16 protein-coding genes are annotated in these 17,699 nt (G+C 56.7%); 10 read left to right on the top strand and 6 right to left on the bottom strand.

The features are described from left to right. Positions 1–36 precede the first annotated feature (36 nt). Positions 37–789, bottom strand: coding sequence for a UMP kinase (gene pyrH / locus ACR0CZ_RS09800; RefSeq protein ID WP_170393296.1), 753 nt, complete (start codon positions 787–789; stop codon positions 37–39). Positions 790–886: 97 nt separating this feature from the next. Between pyrH and miaA the strand changes: the two genes are divergently transcribed. From miaA to ACR0CZ_RS09775, 5 genes are all read left to right on the top strand, one after another. After that, a complete protein-coding gene (miaA, locus tag ACR0CZ_RS09795) occupies positions 887–1,780 on the top strand; it encodes a tRNA (adenosine(37)-N6)-dimethylallyltransferase MiaA (RefSeq protein ID WP_170393297.1) in 894 nt (297 codons plus the stop codon). Between the two features lie 351 nt (positions 1,781–2,131). Further along, complete coding sequence (locus ACR0CZ_RS09790; RefSeq protein WP_170393298.1) at positions 2,132–3,802, top strand: ABC transporter substrate-binding protein; 1,671 nt, start codon at positions 2,132–2,134, stop codon at positions 3,800–3,802. 121 nt (positions 3,803–3,923) lie between these two features. Further along, on the top strand, positions 3,924–4,970 hold the full coding sequence (locus tag ACR0CZ_RS09785; RefSeq protein WP_170393299.1) for an ABC transporter permease: 1,047 nt from the start codon (positions 3,924–3,926) through the stop codon (positions 4,968–4,970). Between the two features lie 13 nt (positions 4,971–4,983). Continuing rightward, on the top strand, positions 4,984–6,447 hold the full coding sequence (locus tag ACR0CZ_RS09780; RefSeq protein ID WP_170393300.1) for an ABC transporter permease subunit: 1,464 nt from the start codon (positions 4,984–4,986) through the stop codon (positions 6,445–6,447). A gap of 93 nt (positions 6,448–6,540) precedes the next feature. Then, a complete protein-coding gene (locus ACR0CZ_RS09775) occupies positions 6,541–8,628 on the top strand; it encodes a dipeptide ABC transporter ATP-binding protein (protein ID WP_170393301.1) in 2,088 nt (695 codons plus the stop codon). A gap of 115 nt (positions 8,629–8,743) precedes the next feature. Here ACR0CZ_RS09775 and ACR0CZ_RS09770 read toward each other — a convergent pair whose 3' ends face one another. The 3 genes from ACR0CZ_RS09770 to ACR0CZ_RS09760 all read right to left on the bottom strand — a co-directional run bounded on the left by ACR0CZ_RS09770 (position 8,744) and on the right by ACR0CZ_RS09760 (position 11,488). Then, positions 8,744–9,730, bottom strand: a complete 987-nt coding sequence (locus tag ACR0CZ_RS09770; RefSeq protein ID WP_170393302.1) for an MBL fold metallo-hydrolase — start codon at positions 9,728–9,730, stop codon at positions 8,744–8,746. A gap of 129 nt (positions 9,731–9,859) precedes the next feature. After that, on the bottom strand, positions 9,860–10,822 hold the full coding sequence (locus ACR0CZ_RS09765) for a LuxR C-terminal-related transcriptional regulator (protein WP_170393303.1): 963 nt from the start codon (positions 10,820–10,822) through the stop codon (positions 9,860–9,862). Positions 10,823–10,909: 87 nt separating this feature from the next. Next, positions 10,910–11,488, bottom strand: a complete 579-nt coding sequence (locus tag ACR0CZ_RS09760; RefSeq protein ID WP_170393304.1) for a lytic transglycosylase domain-containing protein — start codon at positions 11,486–11,488, stop codon at positions 10,910–10,912. A 207-nt stretch (positions 11,489–11,695) separates the two neighbouring features. Here ACR0CZ_RS09760 and ssb point away from each other — a divergent pair, with 207 nt between their 5' ends. Together ssb and ACR0CZ_RS09750 are read left to right on the top strand one after the other, a co-directional pair. Next, a complete protein-coding gene (gene ssb, locus ACR0CZ_RS09755; RefSeq protein ID WP_170393305.1) occupies positions 11,696–12,181 on the top strand; it encodes a single-stranded DNA-binding protein in 486 nt (161 codons plus the stop codon). 18 nt (positions 12,182–12,199) lie between these two features. After that, positions 12,200–13,270, top strand: coding sequence for a site-2 protease family protein (locus ACR0CZ_RS09750; RefSeq protein ID WP_170393306.1), 1,071 nt, complete (start codon positions 12,200–12,202; stop codon positions 13,268–13,270). Between the two features lie 3 nt (positions 13,271–13,273). On the opposite strand, the gene aroB is transcribed toward ACR0CZ_RS09750, so the two are convergent. Continuing rightward, positions 13,274–14,386, bottom strand: coding sequence for a 3-dehydroquinate synthase (gene aroB / locus ACR0CZ_RS09745; protein WP_170817674.1), 1,113 nt, complete (start codon positions 14,384–14,386; stop codon positions 13,274–13,276). Next, positions 14,386–14,973, bottom strand: coding sequence for a shikimate kinase (locus ACR0CZ_RS09740; protein ID WP_170393308.1), 588 nt, complete (start codon positions 14,971–14,973; stop codon positions 14,386–14,388). The genes aroB and ACR0CZ_RS09740 overlap by 1 nt, the downstream gene beginning before the upstream one ends. 79 nt (positions 14,974–15,052) lie before the next feature. On the opposite strand from ACR0CZ_RS09740, the gene ACR0CZ_RS09735 reads away from it, so the two are divergent. From ACR0CZ_RS09735 to ACR0CZ_RS09725, 3 genes are read left to right on the top strand one after another with little or no spacing between them, the layout of a single operon-like run. After that, the gene (locus ACR0CZ_RS09735; RefSeq protein WP_170393309.1) at positions 15,053–15,202 is read left to right on the top strand and encodes a hypothetical protein; all 150 of its coding nucleotides are present in this window, start codon (positions 15,053–15,055) and stop codon (positions 15,200–15,202) included. Then, positions 15,192–16,718 (top strand): hypothetical protein, encoded by a 1,527-nt coding sequence (locus ACR0CZ_RS09730; RefSeq protein ID WP_480536956.1) that lies wholly within the window; start codon positions 15,192–15,194, stop codon positions 16,716–16,718. Before ACR0CZ_RS09735 ends, ACR0CZ_RS09730 begins: the two co-directional genes overlap by 11 nt. A gap of 2 nt (positions 16,719–16,720) precedes the next feature. After that, a complete protein-coding gene (locus ACR0CZ_RS09725; RefSeq protein ID WP_170393311.1) occupies positions 16,721–17,677 on the top strand; it encodes a site-specific tyrosine recombinase XerD in 957 nt (318 codons plus the stop codon). The last annotated feature ends 22 nt before the right edge of the window (positions 17,678–17,699 follow it).

Below are 17,699 nucleotides of genomic sequence, written 5' to 3'. Positions count from 1 at the left end.
GCAGAGATGCCCGGCTCAGTGTTGCTCAAATCAGCATTAGCCCTGAACTTTGGTATAAGTCCCCTCACCCGCCAGGATGCCGCGGAACCCGCCGGGTTCATCCAGACCGAAAACGATCAGTGGCAGATTGTTGTCGCGCGCCAATGCAATGGCCGATGCGTCCATCACGCGCAGCCGCTTGGCCAAAACATCGTCATAAGAAACCTGATCATAGCGCACTGCATCCGCGTGCACCTTGGGGTCTTTGTCATAAACGCCATCCACACCGTTCTTGCCCATGAAGATCGCCTGACACGCCATTTCGTTAGCACGCAGAGTCGCAGCGGTATCGGTGGTGAAATAGGGGTTCCCGGTTCCTGCGGCAAAGATGCAAACCCGCTTTTTCTCAAGGTGACGAACAGCACGGCGGCGAATGTAGGGCTCGCACACCTCATCCATCCGAATGGCCGAAATTACACGTGTAAAGACCCCTACCCCCTCCAGAGCGGATTGCATCGCCAGCGCGTTCATGACAGTCGCCAGCATGCCCATGTAGTCGGCTGTCGTACGCTCCATCCCCTGCGCCGAACCAGACAGACCACGGAAGATATTGCCACCACCGATGACCATGCAAATCTCAACACCAAGATCATGAACCGATTTGACCTCTTGCGCGATGCGCTGAACGGTGGGCGGATGCAGTCCGAATCCCTGATCTCCCATCAGCGCCTCGCCGGAAATCTTCAACATGACTCGGTCATATGTTGTTTTTGGGGTCTCGGTGGTCTCGACGGAAGGGGAAAGGCTCATGTTGCGCTCCGGGCTGGCACGGGGTTATTTTCCGGCGCAAAATGAAGCAAAACCTCCGCAGGTTCAATGCGGATAGTCAGGAACGGGGCAACCAGTCATGGCCGACAACTCTGAGAACCGGCTTTTGGCGCATTTGCCGTCGATTCCCGATGACAAACCTGTATTGATCGCCGGGCCCACTGCCTCGGGCAAATCGGCGCTGGCGCTGTTGATCGCCGAGCGTTTCGGAGGCGTGATTGTCAACGCCGATGCCAGTCAAATCTATGACTGCTGGCGTATTATCTCGGCCCGACCCTCGCCCGAGGATGAGGCCCGCGCACAGCACCGTTTGTATGGGCATGTTGCCTATGACCAGACCTATTCGACTGGTCATTGGCTGCGAGAGGTCACGCCGATGCTGTCGCAACGCCCTCGTCCGATAATCGTCGGAGGGACCGGTCTGTATTTCACAGCTCTGACCGAGGGGATGGCCGATATCCCCGCAACCCCGCCGGAAATCCGGGAACAGGCGGATAAGTTGCCGTTGCAAGAACTAATCGCGGGTTTGGACGGTCTGACCCTGCAGAGGATCGACACCCAAAACCGCGCGCGTGTTCAGCGCGCCTGGGAGGTTCAGAGCGCAACCGGGCGATCCCTATCGGATTGGCAGGCTGACACCCCCGCCCCGATACTGGATATTCAAAACACGGTGCCGATTGTTTTCGACGCCAGAAAAGACTGGCTGCTGGATCGCATAAACCGACGGTTCGACCTGATGTTGGACCAAGGAGCTATAGTGGAAGTGGAGGCCATGCGCGATCACTATGACCCCTCTTTTCCCTCCTGTAAAGCGATCGGCGTTCCGGAGCTAATGGGCTACCTGGACGGCCGCATGACACTGGATGAGGCGCGCGAAAAAGCGACGATCGCGACACGGCAGTTTGCCAAGCGCCAACGCACATGGTTCCGTGCGCGCATGAAGCTCTGGCATCACCTTGACGCTGCGTGTTGAAGGCTGCAGTCGCCGGAGACGATAAAGGCTAATATAACAACGTCTTAATCAGCACCATGGTGAGAGATAGATATATATCCATCTATCCGTCACAACGTGTCTCGTTTCCTTTCACATTGAAACTTTCCGAACCTCACTTTCTGCTCGGATGTCGTTTTTGTACCATCTATGACGATTTCCAACATTGACGCAGGGAAAAAACTGGTGCCGAATGCGGCTATGGGGATGTTGATAAATCGTAAATCCAAGCCCGTGGCCCTACCAACCGAGACCAAACGGTCCCTGTAGTGCCCGGCTCTATCAATCAGAAACACGAAATCTAAAAAAATTATGTGTCACAGGGAGACATCTATGGAAAACCAGACAATCAACGGAAAGCCGATGCATTGGGCGGCAGAGATGCACGCCAAGGAATATCGTGAGGGCAATCTGAGCCGTCGTGAATTTCTGGCCCGTGTAACCGCGCTGGGCGTTGCTGTACCGACGGCATATGGCATGATTGGCCTGCAGTCACCGGCAGCCGCTGCCGAACCTCAGCGTGGCGGCACCATCCGCTATCAAATGGAAGTGCGCGCACTGAAAGACCCGCGCACATATGACTGGACGCAGATCGCAACCTTCACGGCTGGCTGGCTGGAATATCTTGTCGAATACAATAATGACGGCTCGTTCAAACCCATGCTGCTGGAAAGCTGGGAAGCCAATGATGACGCCACTGAATACACGCTGAACGTCCGCAAAGGTGTGAAGTGGAACAATGGTGACGATTTCACTGCCGAAGACGTAGCTCGCAATATCGAAGGTTGGTGCGACGGGTCTCTGGAAGGGAACTCGATGGCCTCGCGCATGGCCTCACTGATGGATGAGAGCACTCAGAAAGCCGCAGATGGCGCCATCACCGTTGTCGACTCGCATACAGTCAAGCTGAAGTGCAACGCGCCGGATATCACGATCATCCCCGGCATGGCAGATTATCCGGGTGCAATCGTACACAGCAGCTTTGATGCAAATGATATGCTGTCCAACCCAGTTGGTACGGGTTTCATGATGCCCGAAAGCCATGAGGTCGGCGTGAAGGGCGTACTGGTCCGCAACGAAGGCTTTGACTGGTGGGGCTACGAAGCTGGTAAAGGCGGCTATATCGACCGGATCGAATTCATCGATTATGGCACTGACCCTGCTGCTTTCCTGGCCGCCTATGAGGCCGAAGAGATCGATATGAACTGGGAATCGGTTGGCGAGTTTGTCGACATCTTTGACAGTATTGGCCTTGTCCGCTCGGAAATCCCATCGGGCTTTACCATTGTCATTCGCCCCAACCAGCTGGCTGAAGACGCCGACGGCAACAAAATCTATGGCGACAAGAGGGTCCGTCAGGCCCTTGCCATGGCAGTCGACAACGCCGTCTGCCTTGAACTTGGCATGTCCGGCTACGGCATCACTGCCGACAACTGTCATGTAGGCCCGATGCACCCCGAGTACGACTCGGCTGTGACGCGTATCCCTTACGATCCGGCAGGCGCAAAGGCGCTGATGGACGAAGCGGGTATGGGCGATTTCGAACACGAAGTGCAGTCGATCGACGATGACTGGCGTCGCAATACCACGGCTGCGGTAGTGGCTCAGTTGAACGATGCGGGCATCAAGGCAAAGCACACGGTTCTGCCCGGTTCGACATTCTGGAACGACTGGACCAAGTACCCGTATTCCTCGACCAACTGGAACCACCGCCCGCTGGGCACGCAGGTTCTGGCACTGGCGTATAAGTCGGGTGTCGCTTGGAACGAATCTGGTTTTGCCAACGAAGAGTTCGACAAGCTGCTGGCCGAGGCGAACTCGATCGCGGATGTCGATATGCGCCGCGAGGTGATGGCGAAACTGCAGGCGATCATGATCGACGAAGGCGTGGTCATCCAGCCCTATTGGCGGACCGCGATGCGTCACCACCGCGACAATATGGTCGGTGTCGAAAAGCACATTGCGGACCTGCCGCAGCTTTATAAGTTCGGCCTGACTTCCTAAGCCGAAACCTACAAGGGCCGCGCCGAACTGGCGCGGCCCTTCGTCCTCAATACGGCGACCAGAATAATAGCAACGCGTGGGGCGAAATGCCTGTCACGCCAGCCGATCAACAGGGGCTAACATGGGACTTTTTATTCTAAGGCGTGTGGGGATTATGCTGCTGACAGCATTGTGCCTGACATTCCTGGTCTTCTTCCTTACCAATCTCTACCCGAACCTGGAAAAGCTTGCGAAGACGCAGGGCAATTTCAGGATGTCTGATGAACAGGTCGAGAGCTATCTGGAGAAAAACGGCTACCTCCAGTCCACGCCGATCAAATACGGTGAATGGCTCGGTGTCCTGCCCTCGTTCCGACACACGAATGAGGACGGAACCGTTCAGGGTAGATGTATCCTGCCAGGCAAAACAGCCGAGGAATCTCCGAATTTCTGCGGTATCCTGCAGGGGTACTGGGGATATTCAACTGTCTTCAAGGAAGAGGTCTCTACCGTTGTTGGCAACCGGCTGGCACTGACCGGACGGCTGATGTTCTGGGTGATGCTGCTGATGGTCCCTTCGGCACTTATTCTGGGCATCCTGGCCGGGATGAAGGAAGGTTCGGCCACTGACCGGACGCTTTCAACCTTTGCCATTACGACGACGGCGACCCCAGAATACGTCTCGGGTGTGATCTTCATAGCGATCTTCACATCCTCCGCCGTCGGACTCAAATGGTTCAAAGGCACCGCCACTCAGGCGATGGAGAACCCGACATTTGAGAATTTCTTCTTACCAGTGTTGACCATCGCGCTTTACGGGATGGGCTATATCGCCCGGATGACCCGCGCCTCAATGACCGAGGTGATGACGGCGCAATACATCAGGACGGCGCGTCTGAAAGGCGTGTCATTCCCGAACATCGTCATGAAACACGCGCTGCGCAACGCGCTTATCGCGCCCTTTACAGTCATCATGCTGCAGTTCCCATGGCTGCTGAATGGTGTCGTGATCGTCGAGACCCTGTTCAACTACAAGGGCTTTGGCTGGGCGCTTGTACAGGCAGCGGGCAACAATGACATCCAGCTGCTGCTGGCGATCTCGGTCGTGTCGGTCTTTGTGGTGCTGGTGACGCAGCTGATCTCGGATATCGGCTATGTCTACCTCAACCCGCGCATCCGCATTTCGTAAGGAGGGATAGATCATGGAACCACTTACCTGGACCGGCTCTATCGCCTTCCTGAACCCGCTGTTGATGCTTGCGTTGGGACTGATGCTTTTGTCCATCGTTGTCTGGATGCTGGCAAGTATCGTGCTGCCCGAAGATCAGATGATTGTGAATGCCGATGGGACGCTCAGTTCGAGCTCTGGCCTGAGAATCCTGATACAATCGGCGCTGCGCTATAGCTTTTTGGCAAGTGTGGGAATCGCGGTGGCGTACATTGTCCTTGGCATCCTGATGGGGACCAGTGCTGGCATCATCGGCGCTATCTCTCAGCAGTTTCTGCCCGTCTGGCTGTCGCTGATCATCCTTTATGCGATGTCGATTGCGTTCAAGCGCAAGCTGGGCCTATATGGCAAGCTGTTCGACAGCCCCATTGGTATGATCGGCTTTGGCCTTGTGATGTTCTGGGTGTTCACCGGCATATTTGGCGCACTCGATCTGATCGTAACCCACGATCCCCTGTCGCAGGTCTCGGGTATGAAGAACAAAGTGCCGGGCACCCCGCTTCCCAATCTGGAGGACGGTCAATACGCTTGGTATTTGCTGGGTGGAGATAACCTCGCGCGCGACGTCTTTAGCCGTATGGTTAAAGGTGCCTGGATCGTCGTGCAGATCGCGCCGCTGGCGACGATGTTTGCCTTCATGGTCGGTATCACTCTGGGTTTACCCGCAGGCTACTATGGCGGGCGTCTGGATACGCTCCTGTCATTCCTCGCGAACCTGATCCTGGCTTTTCCCGTTATCTTGCTGTTCTACCTTTTGGTCACGCCCGAGATCGTAGCGACCGGCGTGCCGAACTATATGGCGGCGATCCTATTCGTGTTCCCGATCATCTTCCTCGGCGTTCTGCTGAATTCGCGTTTCTATACGCGTCCCAGTTTTCGAACGCCTTTGTTGATCGGCGTTCTGGGTGTTGCGCTCTGGCTCTACCTGTCGCTGATTTCGACCGGTGGCTACATCATCAACACCGACAGCTACCGCATCTGGGGTCTGCCGACCTACCTTGATCTGTTCGATATTCCAGGCGGTATTCTGGTGGTGTTCGTCTCGGTGGTCTTCGTGAACTCTCCGACCGTGTTCCGCATCGTACGCGGACTGGCGCTGGACATCAAAACTCGCGACTATGTGGCTGCGGCCCAAACGCGCGGCGAGGGTCCATGGTACATCATGCTGTGGGAAATCCTGCCCAACGCGCGTGGCCCGCTGATCGTCGATTTCTGCCTGCGCATCGGCTACACGACCATCCTGCTTGGAACCTTGGGTTTCTTTGGGCTGGGGCTGCCACCGGAAAGCCCGGACTGGGGCTCGACGATCAACGAGGGGCGCAAGCTTCTGTCGATCTATCTACATCCCGCACTGCCGCCCGCGCTGGCATTGCTATCGCTGGTTCTTGGCTTGAACCTGCTGGCGGATGGTCTGCGCGAAGAAAGTCTGAAGGACTGATTGTGATCGAGGCCGGGGGCTCTGCCCCCGGACCCCCGAGATATTTTTAGCCAGATGAAGGGGAACCCCCGGACTCTCGCGAGGAGTAATAAGATGAACAAACTGGCGGATTATGACGGGCCAATCCTGGAGATCGACAAGCTTTCGATTTCCTTCTTTACCCGCCTTCGTGAGATCCCTGCCGTGATGGATTTCTCGGTCAGTGTGCAACCCGGCGAAGCCGTCGGTCTGGTGGGTGAATCAGGTTGTGGGAAATCTACCGTGGCGCTGGGTGTCATGCAGGATCTGGGCAAGAACGGGCGCATCGTTGGCGGCTCGATCAAGTTCAAAGGCCGCGATTTGGGCGAGATGACCACCGAAGAGCTGCGCGACATACGTGGCAATGAAATCGCGATGATCTATCAAGAGCCGATGGCATCGCTGAATCCGGCGATGAAGATCGGCAAGCAGCTGATGGAAGTGCCGATGATCCACGAAGGTGTGGGCGCGGAAGAGGCCTACGCGCGTGCGCTGGAGGTCGTCACCGATGTACGCCTGCCCGACCCTGAGCGGATGCTGAACTCGTTCCCGCATCAGCTGTCAGGCGGTCAGCAGCAGCGGATCGTGATTGCGATGGCGCTGATGTCGAAACCTGCCTTGTTGATCTTGGATGAGCCAACAACCGCTCTGGACGTGACGGTCGAGGCCGCCGTGGTCGAGTTGGTCAAGGATCTGGGCAAGAAATACGGCACCTCGATGCTGTTCATTTCGCACAATCTGGGTCTGGTGCTGGAAACCTGCGACCGGCTGTGCGTGATGTATTCAGGTGAAGCCGTCGAGCGTGGCTCGATCAAGGATGTATTCGACGAGATGCAGCACCCGTATACGCAGGCGCTGTTCCGCTCGATCCCGCTGCCGGGCGCTGACAAGAACTCGCGCCCGCTGGTGGCCATACCTGGGAACTTTCCCCTGCCCCATGAGCGGCCTCCGGGATGTAACTTTGGTCCGCGCTGCGACTATTTCGAAGAAGGCCGCTGTGACGCCAAGGATATCCTGATGGAGGCGGTACCGGGCAACGACCGACATCATACGCGATGCTTGAAATTCCAGGAAATCGACTGGAACGCGCCAATCACCGTTGGTGAGCAGAAAGAGAAAGGCGAGATTGGCCGGACTGTTCTGAAAATGGATAACCTCAAGAAATACTATGAGGTGGCTGCGAATGCATTGTTCGGCGGTGGTGAGACCAAAGTGGTCAAGGCCAATGAGACGCTAAGCTTTGAAGCGCATGAATCCGAGACGCTTGCCATTGTCGGCGAATCCGGTTGCGGCAAATCCACTTTTGCGAAGGTTTTGATGGGGCTGGAAACAGCCACCGACGGGCAGATCCTGCTGGACAATCGCAATATCGAGGACGTGCCCATCGAAGAACGCGACGCCAAGACCGTTGGCGAAGTGCAGATGGTGTTTCAGAACCCGTTCGACACGCTGAACCCGTCGATGACCGTAGGCCGTCAAATCATCCGGGCGCTGGAAATCTTTGGCGTCGGTGACTCCGAGGCCGATCGCAAGAAGCGGATGCTGGAACTGCTGGATCTCGTGAAATTGCCCCGCGCCTTCGCGGACAGGATGCCACGCCAGCTATCAGGCGGTCAGAAGCAGCGCGTCGGTATCGCCCGCGCCTTTGCCGGTGATGCACGGATCGTGGTTGCGGATGAACCGGTGTCGGCACTGGACGTATCTGTACAAGCTGCCGTTACGGACCTGTTGATGGAGATTCAGCGCGAGCACAAAACCACGCTGCTGTTCATCAGTCACGACCTTTCAATCGTGCGCTATCTCAGTGACCGTGTGATGGTGATGTATCTGGGGCATGTGGTTGAACTGGGCACCACCGATCAGGTCTTTAGCCCACCCTATCATCCCTACACTGAGGCATTGCTAAGTGCGGTTCCAATCGCGGACACATCGATCGAAAAACAGCACATCGTGCTTGAGGGCGATATCCCCTCGGCCATGAACCCGCCGCCGGGTTGCCCGTTCCAAACACGCTGTCGCTGGAAATCAGAAGTGCCGGATGGGCGATGCGAATCCCATGTGCCTCCGGTGCAAACACTTGCGGATGGTCATCAGGTGAAATGTCACCTTGCCGAAGACATTCTGGCCAAAATGGAGCCGGTTATCAAAATTGCGGCCGAATAAATCCGCGCAAACGAAAGAAAAGGGCCGGTCAAAGACCGGCCCTTTCAATTTGCGTCACGTTTAGTGGGGAGACAGGCGACGCAGGTCGTGGGTGAGTGGCAGTTTCTGATCGTAATCAGCCCGTCATCACGTTGTTGCCGAAGTGCATGAACTCCTGGTTCATACCCGCCACATCTCCGGCTTCCAGTTTGAGACTGGCGCTGTCGAGCATCTTGTAACTCTGCTGGCTTTTGACCCAATCGTCTGCGGCCTGCAGCGTCGTAAGCGTGTATGACGTAACCTCATTGAGGTAGTGCGTCGGGATGATGATCTTGGGCTTGAGCTTGGCGACAATATCGTTGCCCTGATCGAAGCTAAGGATGTGTTCCGATCCGTCGACGGGCAAAGTCAGCACGTCTACCTGTCCTATAGCATCCCAGAACTCCTGAGGCGGATTGTGGCGGTTGTCGCCCCAGATCAAGGTGCGAATGCCTCCGGTTTCGACAAGGTAGACCACCATATCCATATGTCCGACGTTGTTGGGCGGACAAGCTTCCGCGCCAAACTCGGCCAAGGCGTTGGTCCATTCGTACCAACCCGGCGCAACGCAGGCATGTTTGTCAGCAAAACCTGTGATCTTAAGATCAGCAAATTCAAAATTGCCCGCCATCCTGTCTAAAACCATTGTGGAACTTGGCCGCTCGATAGCGTCATGGTCAAAATGAGCATGAGTGGACATAGTGATATCAACTGGGATCTGCGGGAACTCGTTGCGGAACCACAGGCCCCATGCGCCGGAGGGATCATCGCGCCAAGGATCAAACAACACGGTCGCTCCGTTTGGAGAGGTGATTTTAATCGCGCAGTGACCGTAATAATCTATTCCAACCGCGCCCGTGCTTGCCTGACCAGTCGAGCCCTGTAGATCGATTACGTGGTTATTATTGCCAGGCTGCAGCCAGGCCTGCGATTGCGCCTCGGCCGGTTTGCTACCCAACAGTGAGGCCCCTGCACCGACGCCGGCGGCCCCGGCAGCCATAAAGAACGATCGACGCGACAGACCACTTGCCAATGTGTCGCGTTCTCCGTTTAGAATTGTGGGTTTCAGATCTTTGCGATCCATTTTTATCCTCCCGAGTTGAAAAGGCCCGGCTTGGTCCGCACCCTTGCGACCAGCCTAGCGCGCGTGGCACAGGTTGCTCAGATCAGAAAAATCGGGGGGGAATATGGGGGAAATCCCCATATTCAGAAATCACGAAATCGACAAAAGATGGCTTCGCAAGTTCTGATCACGGCCTTCGAGGCCAAGTTTTCGACGAATATTGTTACGATGAAAATCAATTGTAGAAGTTTCGCGCGACAGCGCCCGGGCGATATCTTTCGTGGTTTTGCCCGACATGACCAGCTGAGCAATTTCGATCTCAGTCGGCGTCATGACCGAAAACGCATCCGATAGTTTGTCGGAAATCATTGAAGTAATCTCTTGCAGATTACGCTCGGCCAGATCCAGATAAACTTGCGAGGCGTCGCCTTCGGTCAATAGCCCGCGCAACTTGTCCAGATAAGGCAACACCAACGTGCGAACCTGATCTACGATATCCTGATCCCGGTCTTTCCGATCGTCGTCCAAACTGGTCAGCAGCACCCGTAGCGCCGTGTTTGTTTCCTGCAGCTCACGCGTCCTCGCCGCGACGCGGTGCTCCAGTTGCGCCAGAGTTTCATTCAGCTTCACTTCCAGCGCTCGGCGCAGGTAAACCTCTTGGATCAAAGCCAAATCCGATTCAACCATGCGCGCAAACTGTGCCAAACCTTCACGAAACAACAAGGCTCGGCGATTGCGGTGACGGTCCAAGACGCAGATTGTTCCGAATACCGAACCATCCGGCCACTTCAGCGGAAAACCGATATAGAAGGACATGCCATGCTCCATGTCCTCATTGTCGCTCCAGGCCGGGTCACAGGTTGCGTCCTCGACAACAAATTCGCCGTCGCGTTCCAGAACGCCCTGACAATAGAGCTTGGGGTTCAGTCGAAAATTCATGCCGACCGGGTATGGGTTTTCTGGATGATCCGATGTGATCAGAACCGCATGATCCGGCGCTTCGGTCTTCATGATCAAAGTGGCGGGCACATCGGCCAGCTGCGAAACAAGGTCGACCAAACGCTGCCAGTTCGCCATTGTTTCGGGCGGTATGTTGGGTCGATCTTGGATCATCGCAATTCGCACCAGTCCGAAAAGTTATCCAATCAGACTAGGACAGCGTTTGGCGGTAGATCAAGAAACAGACACGCTGCGGCGCAGCTAGCCCCCCCAGATCACTTTTACGTAGTTCTGGGTTTCCTTGTAGGGTGGAATTCCGCCGTGCTTTTCAACTGCTTTGGGCCCTGCATTGTAAGCTGCCAGTGCAAGGCGCCAGGACTTGAACTTGCGGTATTGCCAGGAAAGATAACGCGCACCACCCTCCAGATTCTGGATCGGATCGTGCGGATTGACGCCAAGCAGCCGCGCGGTCTGGGGCATCAGTTGCGCAAGACCCAAGGCCCCTTTGTGGGATTTGGCATTCGGGTTCCACCCGCTTTCTTGTTGAACAAGTCGCAGGAAAAGTTCTTCCGGCACGTTATGTTGCCGCGCTGCTTTTCTGGCATGATCCAGATACTGGCCTCGATAGTTACCAGAGTAACGCTTGACGAATTTCCCACGCTCGGTCTTGGGTTTAAGCCGTTCAGAGCCGCGATATTGCGTAGCGGCCCGATTATCCAAAACCTTGGATTGCTTGAGGAATATCGCCTTGCGATTCTTGGTGGACAGCGTTTCTGCCTGCGTCACGAACGACGTCAGACAAAGACCCAATACCGAGATACCGCCGACCAGAAAACGCATTAATGCCAATCCTGCACCCTCAACAACCAATCAGATTATAGTTAAATCAGCCGGAAATGAAAGCTTGGTTAAGACAGTCCTAATGTTTTCCTGCTCAGCGTTGCACGATCAATCATGTTTCAACCAAGTCGTAGCCCGTATAGGGTCAGCACCAGAATACAGCGCCAGATTCGGGCGCCATCCAGTCAGAGTAAAACGAGGGAATATATGGCGGGTTCAGTCAACAAGGTCATTCTGATCGGCAATCTCGGTGCCGACCCCGAGGTGCGGTCGTTCCAGAACGGTGGTAAGGTGTGCAACCTGCGCATCGCAACGTCAGAGACATGGAAAGACCGCAACACTGGTGAGCGTCGGGATCGAACCCAATGGCACACAGTCGCTATCTTTTCGGAACCTCTGGTTCGCGTTGCCGAGCAGTATTTGCGTAAAGGCAGCAAAGTCTATGTCGAGGGCCAGTTAGAGACCCGCAAGTGGCAGGATCAGTCGGGGCAGGATCGCTATTCGACTGAGGTTGTCCTGCGCCCTTACCGCAGCGAGCTGACTATGCTGGATGCCCGCGGTGAAGGCGGTGGCGGCGGTGGTGGCTATGGCGGTGGTCAGGCCGGAGGAGGCTATGGTGATCCCTATGGCGGCCAGTCCAGCGCCCCTGCCCCTGCATCCGGCGGCATCGATGACGACGAGATTCCGTTCTAAACCAAACGGAGAAACAACATGGCATGGTCCTTCTCACTTGGCCGATTGCTCGGCTCGGAACTGAGGGTCCATGTCACCTTCTTCCTGCTGCTCGCCTGGGTTGGTTTTGCAGCGTATTCCAGCGGTGGTTGGCCCGCTGCGCTCAACAACATCCTGTTCGTTCTGGCTTTGTTTGCCTGTGTCGTCGCGCATGAATTCGGTCACGCGCTCATGGCAAGGCGATACGGGATTCGCACCCCTGATATCACTTTGCTGCCAATCGGTGGACTGGCACGTCTTGAGCGGATGCCAGAAAAACCGATGCAGGAGGTTTGGGTCGCCTTAGCAGGCCCGGCCGTAAACGTCGTCATCTGGGCCATCCTCGTGGTTTTAGGCGCGGGGATACAACTTGGATCGCTGGCCCAGATCGACTCGGCAGGCACAAACCTATTGAGCCGTCTGGCCTATGTGAATCTGCTGCTGGCGGCCTTCAACATGATCCCGGCATTTCCGATGGACGGCGGGCGTGTATTCCGCGCTTTGCTATGTATGAAGATGGAACGTGCCAAGGCCACGCGGATCGCCGCCCTTGGCGGTCAGATCGTAGCGGTCGGGCTTGGTTTTCTGGGGCTGACCTCTGGCAACCCGATACTGGTTCTGATCGCCGTCTTTGTCTTCATTGCCGCGAATTCCGAAAACCAAGACGTTGCGCTACGTTCGGTTGCGCGGCGTGTGAAGGCCCGGGATGCGATGATCACCGAGTTCAAGGCGTTGTCGCCCGATGATACGTTGGCGACGGCGGCTCAAGCAGTCATTCATACGACCCAGCACGAGTTTCCGGTCTTGGCCGAGGATGGCAGCCTTTTGGGTTTTGTCACCCGTGACCGACTGTTCGCAGCGTTAGCAAGCGACCATCCCCGATCCGAGCCTGCAGCGTCGATTATGGATAAGGACATACCACAAGTCGCACTCACCAGCGGATTGGACCAAGTTCTGAATGGCCTGCATAAAGGTGCACCCGCAATTGCTGTATGCACCAAATCGGGACACATGGTTGGCTATATCACCCGCGAAAACATCGGCGAGCTGATGGTAATCCAGGGGCGCTGAATCTCAGCAGGCGGCCAGCGCATCATCAAGCACCGAGACCACTGTCTCGCGCGGCACTTCTGAAGTGACGAAGGCCTGTCCGATGCCTCGTGCCATAATGAAACGCAACTGGCCATCCATGACCTTTTTGTCCTGCGCCATCAGATCGACCAGCGTTTCTGCATCCGGCAATTCACCCGGAATATCGGCCAGATCAGTCTTCATGCCCATGGCGCGCAAATGCGCCCTGACACGGCTTGGATCTTCTTGCGGGCAAAGCCCCAACCGAGAAGAAGTTTCAAACGCCAGCGCACAGCCGATGGCGACACCTTCACCGTGCAGCAATCGATCAGAATAATCGGTTGCAGCCTCAAGCGCGTGGCAGAAAGTATGACCCAGATTGAGCAGCGCCCGGTCGCCCTGCTCGGTCTCGTCGCGTGCCACGATATCGGCCTTCATCTGAACCGAGCGTGTGACGGCCTGCACGCGCGCCGCCATGTCGCCGGATGCTAACAGAGGCCCGTTGTCTTCAAGCCACTCAAAGAACTGGGCATCGCCCAACAGTCCATATTTGACGACCTCGCCGTATCCGGCGAGAAAGTCCCGCGCCTGTAACGTGCCCAGCACGTCCGTGTCGGCCAACACCAGTGACGGCTGGTGAAACGCTCCAATCAGGTTCTTGCCCTGTGGCGCATTGATCCCGGTCTTGCCCCCAACCGAGCTGTCGACCTGTGCTAGCAGCGAGGTAGGTATCTGAACAAAGCGTACCCCTCGCCGCATCACTGCTGCAGCAAATCCCACCAGATCACCGATCACACCCCCACCTAGCGCAACGACGATGTCGTTCCGTTCGACCTTCTCCGCCAGCAACCATTCTACCGCGCGCTCAAAATGCGGCCAGCTTTTGGTGGCCTCACCCGCTGGCAGTGCCAGAGCATTCATCCCGATCCCGGCTGAGGCCAGGCCTTCACGCAGTGCATCCAGATGCAGGCCCGCGACAGTCTCATCCGTCAGAACCGCGACACGCTTACGCTTTATCAGTGGAGCAATCCGTTCCCCAGATTGCGCCAAAAGGCCGGGACCGATCTCAACATCATATGAACGCTCGGCCAGATCAACATGTACGGTTTGATGCATTAAATTCGTTCCAAAATATCAGGGCGCGTCACCAATGCAGCGATCACCCGATCCACCATATCTTCGATTGCGGTTTCGCCATCTGAGTCAGCCACCAGATCGGCCTGTTCATAGATCGGCACGCGCGCCTCGTACAAACCGCGCAACGTTGCATACGGGTCTGCCGTACGCAGCAATGGGCGCGTGTCTTTATGTTTGACGCGATTCCACAACACGTTCAGATCGGCCCGCAACCACACAGATGCACCGCGATCTGAGATCATTTTTCGATTGCCTTCTGCCAGAAACGCGCCGCCCCCAGTCGACAGGATGCCTTTTTCCTCGTCCAGAAGCCGCCCGATGATCTGACTTTCCTTGCTGCGAAAGAACGCCTCACCATCGCGGGCAAAGATCTCGGGGATGGTCATGTTGGCGGCCGATTCGATCTCGGAATCGCTATCGAGAAAGGGAACGCCTAGCCGAGCCGCCAGAGCCCGGCCCACCGCAGTCTTTCCAGCCCCCATCATTCCGACCAAAACGACGGTTTTGTGCAGTTGAAACTGCGCCGCTGTGTCGGAACGCACCGTGTTATGCTTAATTTCGCTCATTTCGTCGTGAATGACGTGATCTTAAGAAAAATGCTAGTTATAACTTGGGCAAAAGCAAAAATTGAGGCAGCGTTCACCCATGGGCCGTTTAATCAAGTTCCTGATTTACCTCATCTGCCTGTGTTTCATCGGGCTGGTTGGGTATGCCTATGTCGGGCCGTTTTTTGGTGCGGACTTTTCCGCTCCTCAAAGTGAAGTCCGCGAACCGGTCATCTTGAATGCCGACTAGAACCACTCTTCTGGCGTTTTTTCTAGCCGGAACTGCGCAGGCACAATCGACGGAGCCCTTGTCGATCATCGACTGGCTGACCGACCCCCCAGAAAATCTACCGGGCACAGTGCTGATGGAACCGCCTGTGACCCAGACAGGGTTGCAGCCGGATATTCAGGTCACCCCGCTTGAGGCGCTGTCGCCACCGCTGGGTTTGGTGGCCTCTTCCGTCACAGGTCTGCCGGTCAACTTGTGGCAGAACAGCGATGCGGATCGGTTGGCGGAACTGATCGCGCAGGTGCGGGTCAAGTCCAACCCCGCAATGCAGCGGCTGCTGTTCACCCTGCTCCTTTCCGAGGCACGTCCCCCGAGCGGAGGACAGGCAGAAGACAAATTGCTGATGGCGCGACTGGACCGCCTTATGCAATTGGGCGCATCCGATCCGGTACAATCTCTGGTTCAGCTGGCCGGTCCGACCGATACGCAAGCTCGTTTCAAACGCTGGTTCGATGCAACTTTGCTGACGGGTGACGAAGACCGGAGTTGCACCGCGCTGATCGCGCAGCCGAATTTGTCTCGGGATTACGCGGCGCAGATATTCTGCAAGGCCCGTCGTGGAGATTGGGCCTCAGCCGCGCTGACGCTCGAAGCCGCTCATGCGCTGCAGGTGCTTCCCGAAGACCAGCTTGCCTTGCTCGATCGCTTTCTCAGCCCGGAATTGTTCGAAGGGGCTGAGTATCTTCCTCAGCCCGACGACCCGAATCCGCTTACGTTCCGTCTGTTCGAAGCCATTGGTGAACGTTTGCCCACGGCTTCACTGCCACGGGCGTTCGCCAATGCCGATCTGCGCGATGTGGCGGGCTGGAAAGCCCAGGTCGAAGCTGCTGAACGATTGACGCGGATTGGGGCGCTGACACCCAATCAGTTGCTCGGCCTGTATACCGAACGTTCTCCGGCTGCTTCGGGTGCTGTCTGGGACCGCGTGGCTGCCATCCAACGGTTCGAAACCGCATTGGAAACCGGAAATCCCGAGGCAGTTTCCAAAACTCTTGCTGAGGTCTGGGCTCAGATGAAAACCGTCGGGCTTGAGGTTCCGTTTGCCGAACTTTTTGCCCCGCGTCTGGCAGCAATGAAACTATCAGGTTCGGCCGCCAAGAATCTGCGGTGGCGTATTCTGCTGTTATCCGAGCTTTATGAAGACGCGGCGCAAGATGTGCCCGAAGGTTCCGATGCGAATATGTTTCTGGCCGCCCTTGCACAGGGCGATCCGCAACGCGCGCCGTCGCCAACCCCTCTGGCGGATGCCATTTCGCAGGGCTTTGCCTGGTCCGCGCCCATCCCTTCGGATATCGACGGGCTGCTGAGTAACGATCAATTGGGCGAAGCCATTCTGGAAACGATGCAATTGTTCGCCCATGGCGCGCGCGGCAATCTGGTCGACCTGACCGCTGCAATCGCTGCGTTCCGCCGCGTGGGTCTTGAAGACACCGCACGTCGGGCCGCGTTGCAGTTGATGATCTTGAACGGGGCTTGAGCATGACCGCGCCCGCGTCTCAGGAGCTGTGGATTTCCACCTTCCTCGAAGCGCAAGCTGCCGAGCTTGGCGCTGCCACCAACACCCTGCTCGCCTATGGCCGGGATCTGAAAGATTTCTCTGATTGGTTGACGCGTCGGAAATCGGGCTTTTCCGAAGCGGATCGCGATCGGATCGAAGGTTACCTGATCGATTGCGATGCGCAGGGCCTGTCGCGCTCGACAAGGGCACGGCGGTTGTCGGCGATCAAACAATTGTATCGATTTGCTTTCGAAGAAGGCTGGCGCGAAAGCAACCCGGCCATCCAGATCAAGGGACCAGGGCGCCCCAAGCGATTGCCAAAAACACTGGACGTGCCCGAAGTTGACCACCTGCTTGCAGCAGCGCGGCGCACGGGCCGTTCCGACGCAGACAAAATTCGCAACACGTGCCTGATGGAACTGCTCTATGCGACGGGGATGCGGGTGACAGAACTGGTATCGCTGCCGGTCAGTTCAGCCAGAGGTGATCCGCGCATGCTGCTGGTCCTCGGCAAAGGCGGGAAAGAACGGATGGTTCCGCTGTCCCCCCCTGCCCGCGAGGCGTTGGCAGACTGGCTGCAAGCCCGCGATGCGGCCGAGGAAAAAGCCATTTCCAAAGGGGGGCAAGCGTCGCGTTTCCTGTTCCCGTCGCGCGGGAAATCCGGGCACCTGACGCGGCATCGCTTCTTTCTGCTGGTCAAGGAACTGGCGATCGAAGGCGGTGTTTCGCCTGAAAAAGTCACACCTCATACGCTGCGCCATGCGTTTGCGACGCACCTGCTGGCCAATGGCGCGGATTTGCGCTCGATCCAGACGCTGTTGGGCCATGCAGATGTGGCGACAACCGAGATCTATACGCATGTTCTGGATGAGCGCCTGTCGGAACTGGTGTTGGAACACCACCCGCTGGCCAAAGACGACACCACAGATCAGGGCTAACCCCTTGATTGGCCGCGCCCGC

It is taken from the genome of Ruegeria sp. H9 (genome assembly GCF_056532915.1).
Note: the sequence above shows the minus strand (reverse complement) of the source record. Positions and strands in the feature narration are given on the sequence as shown.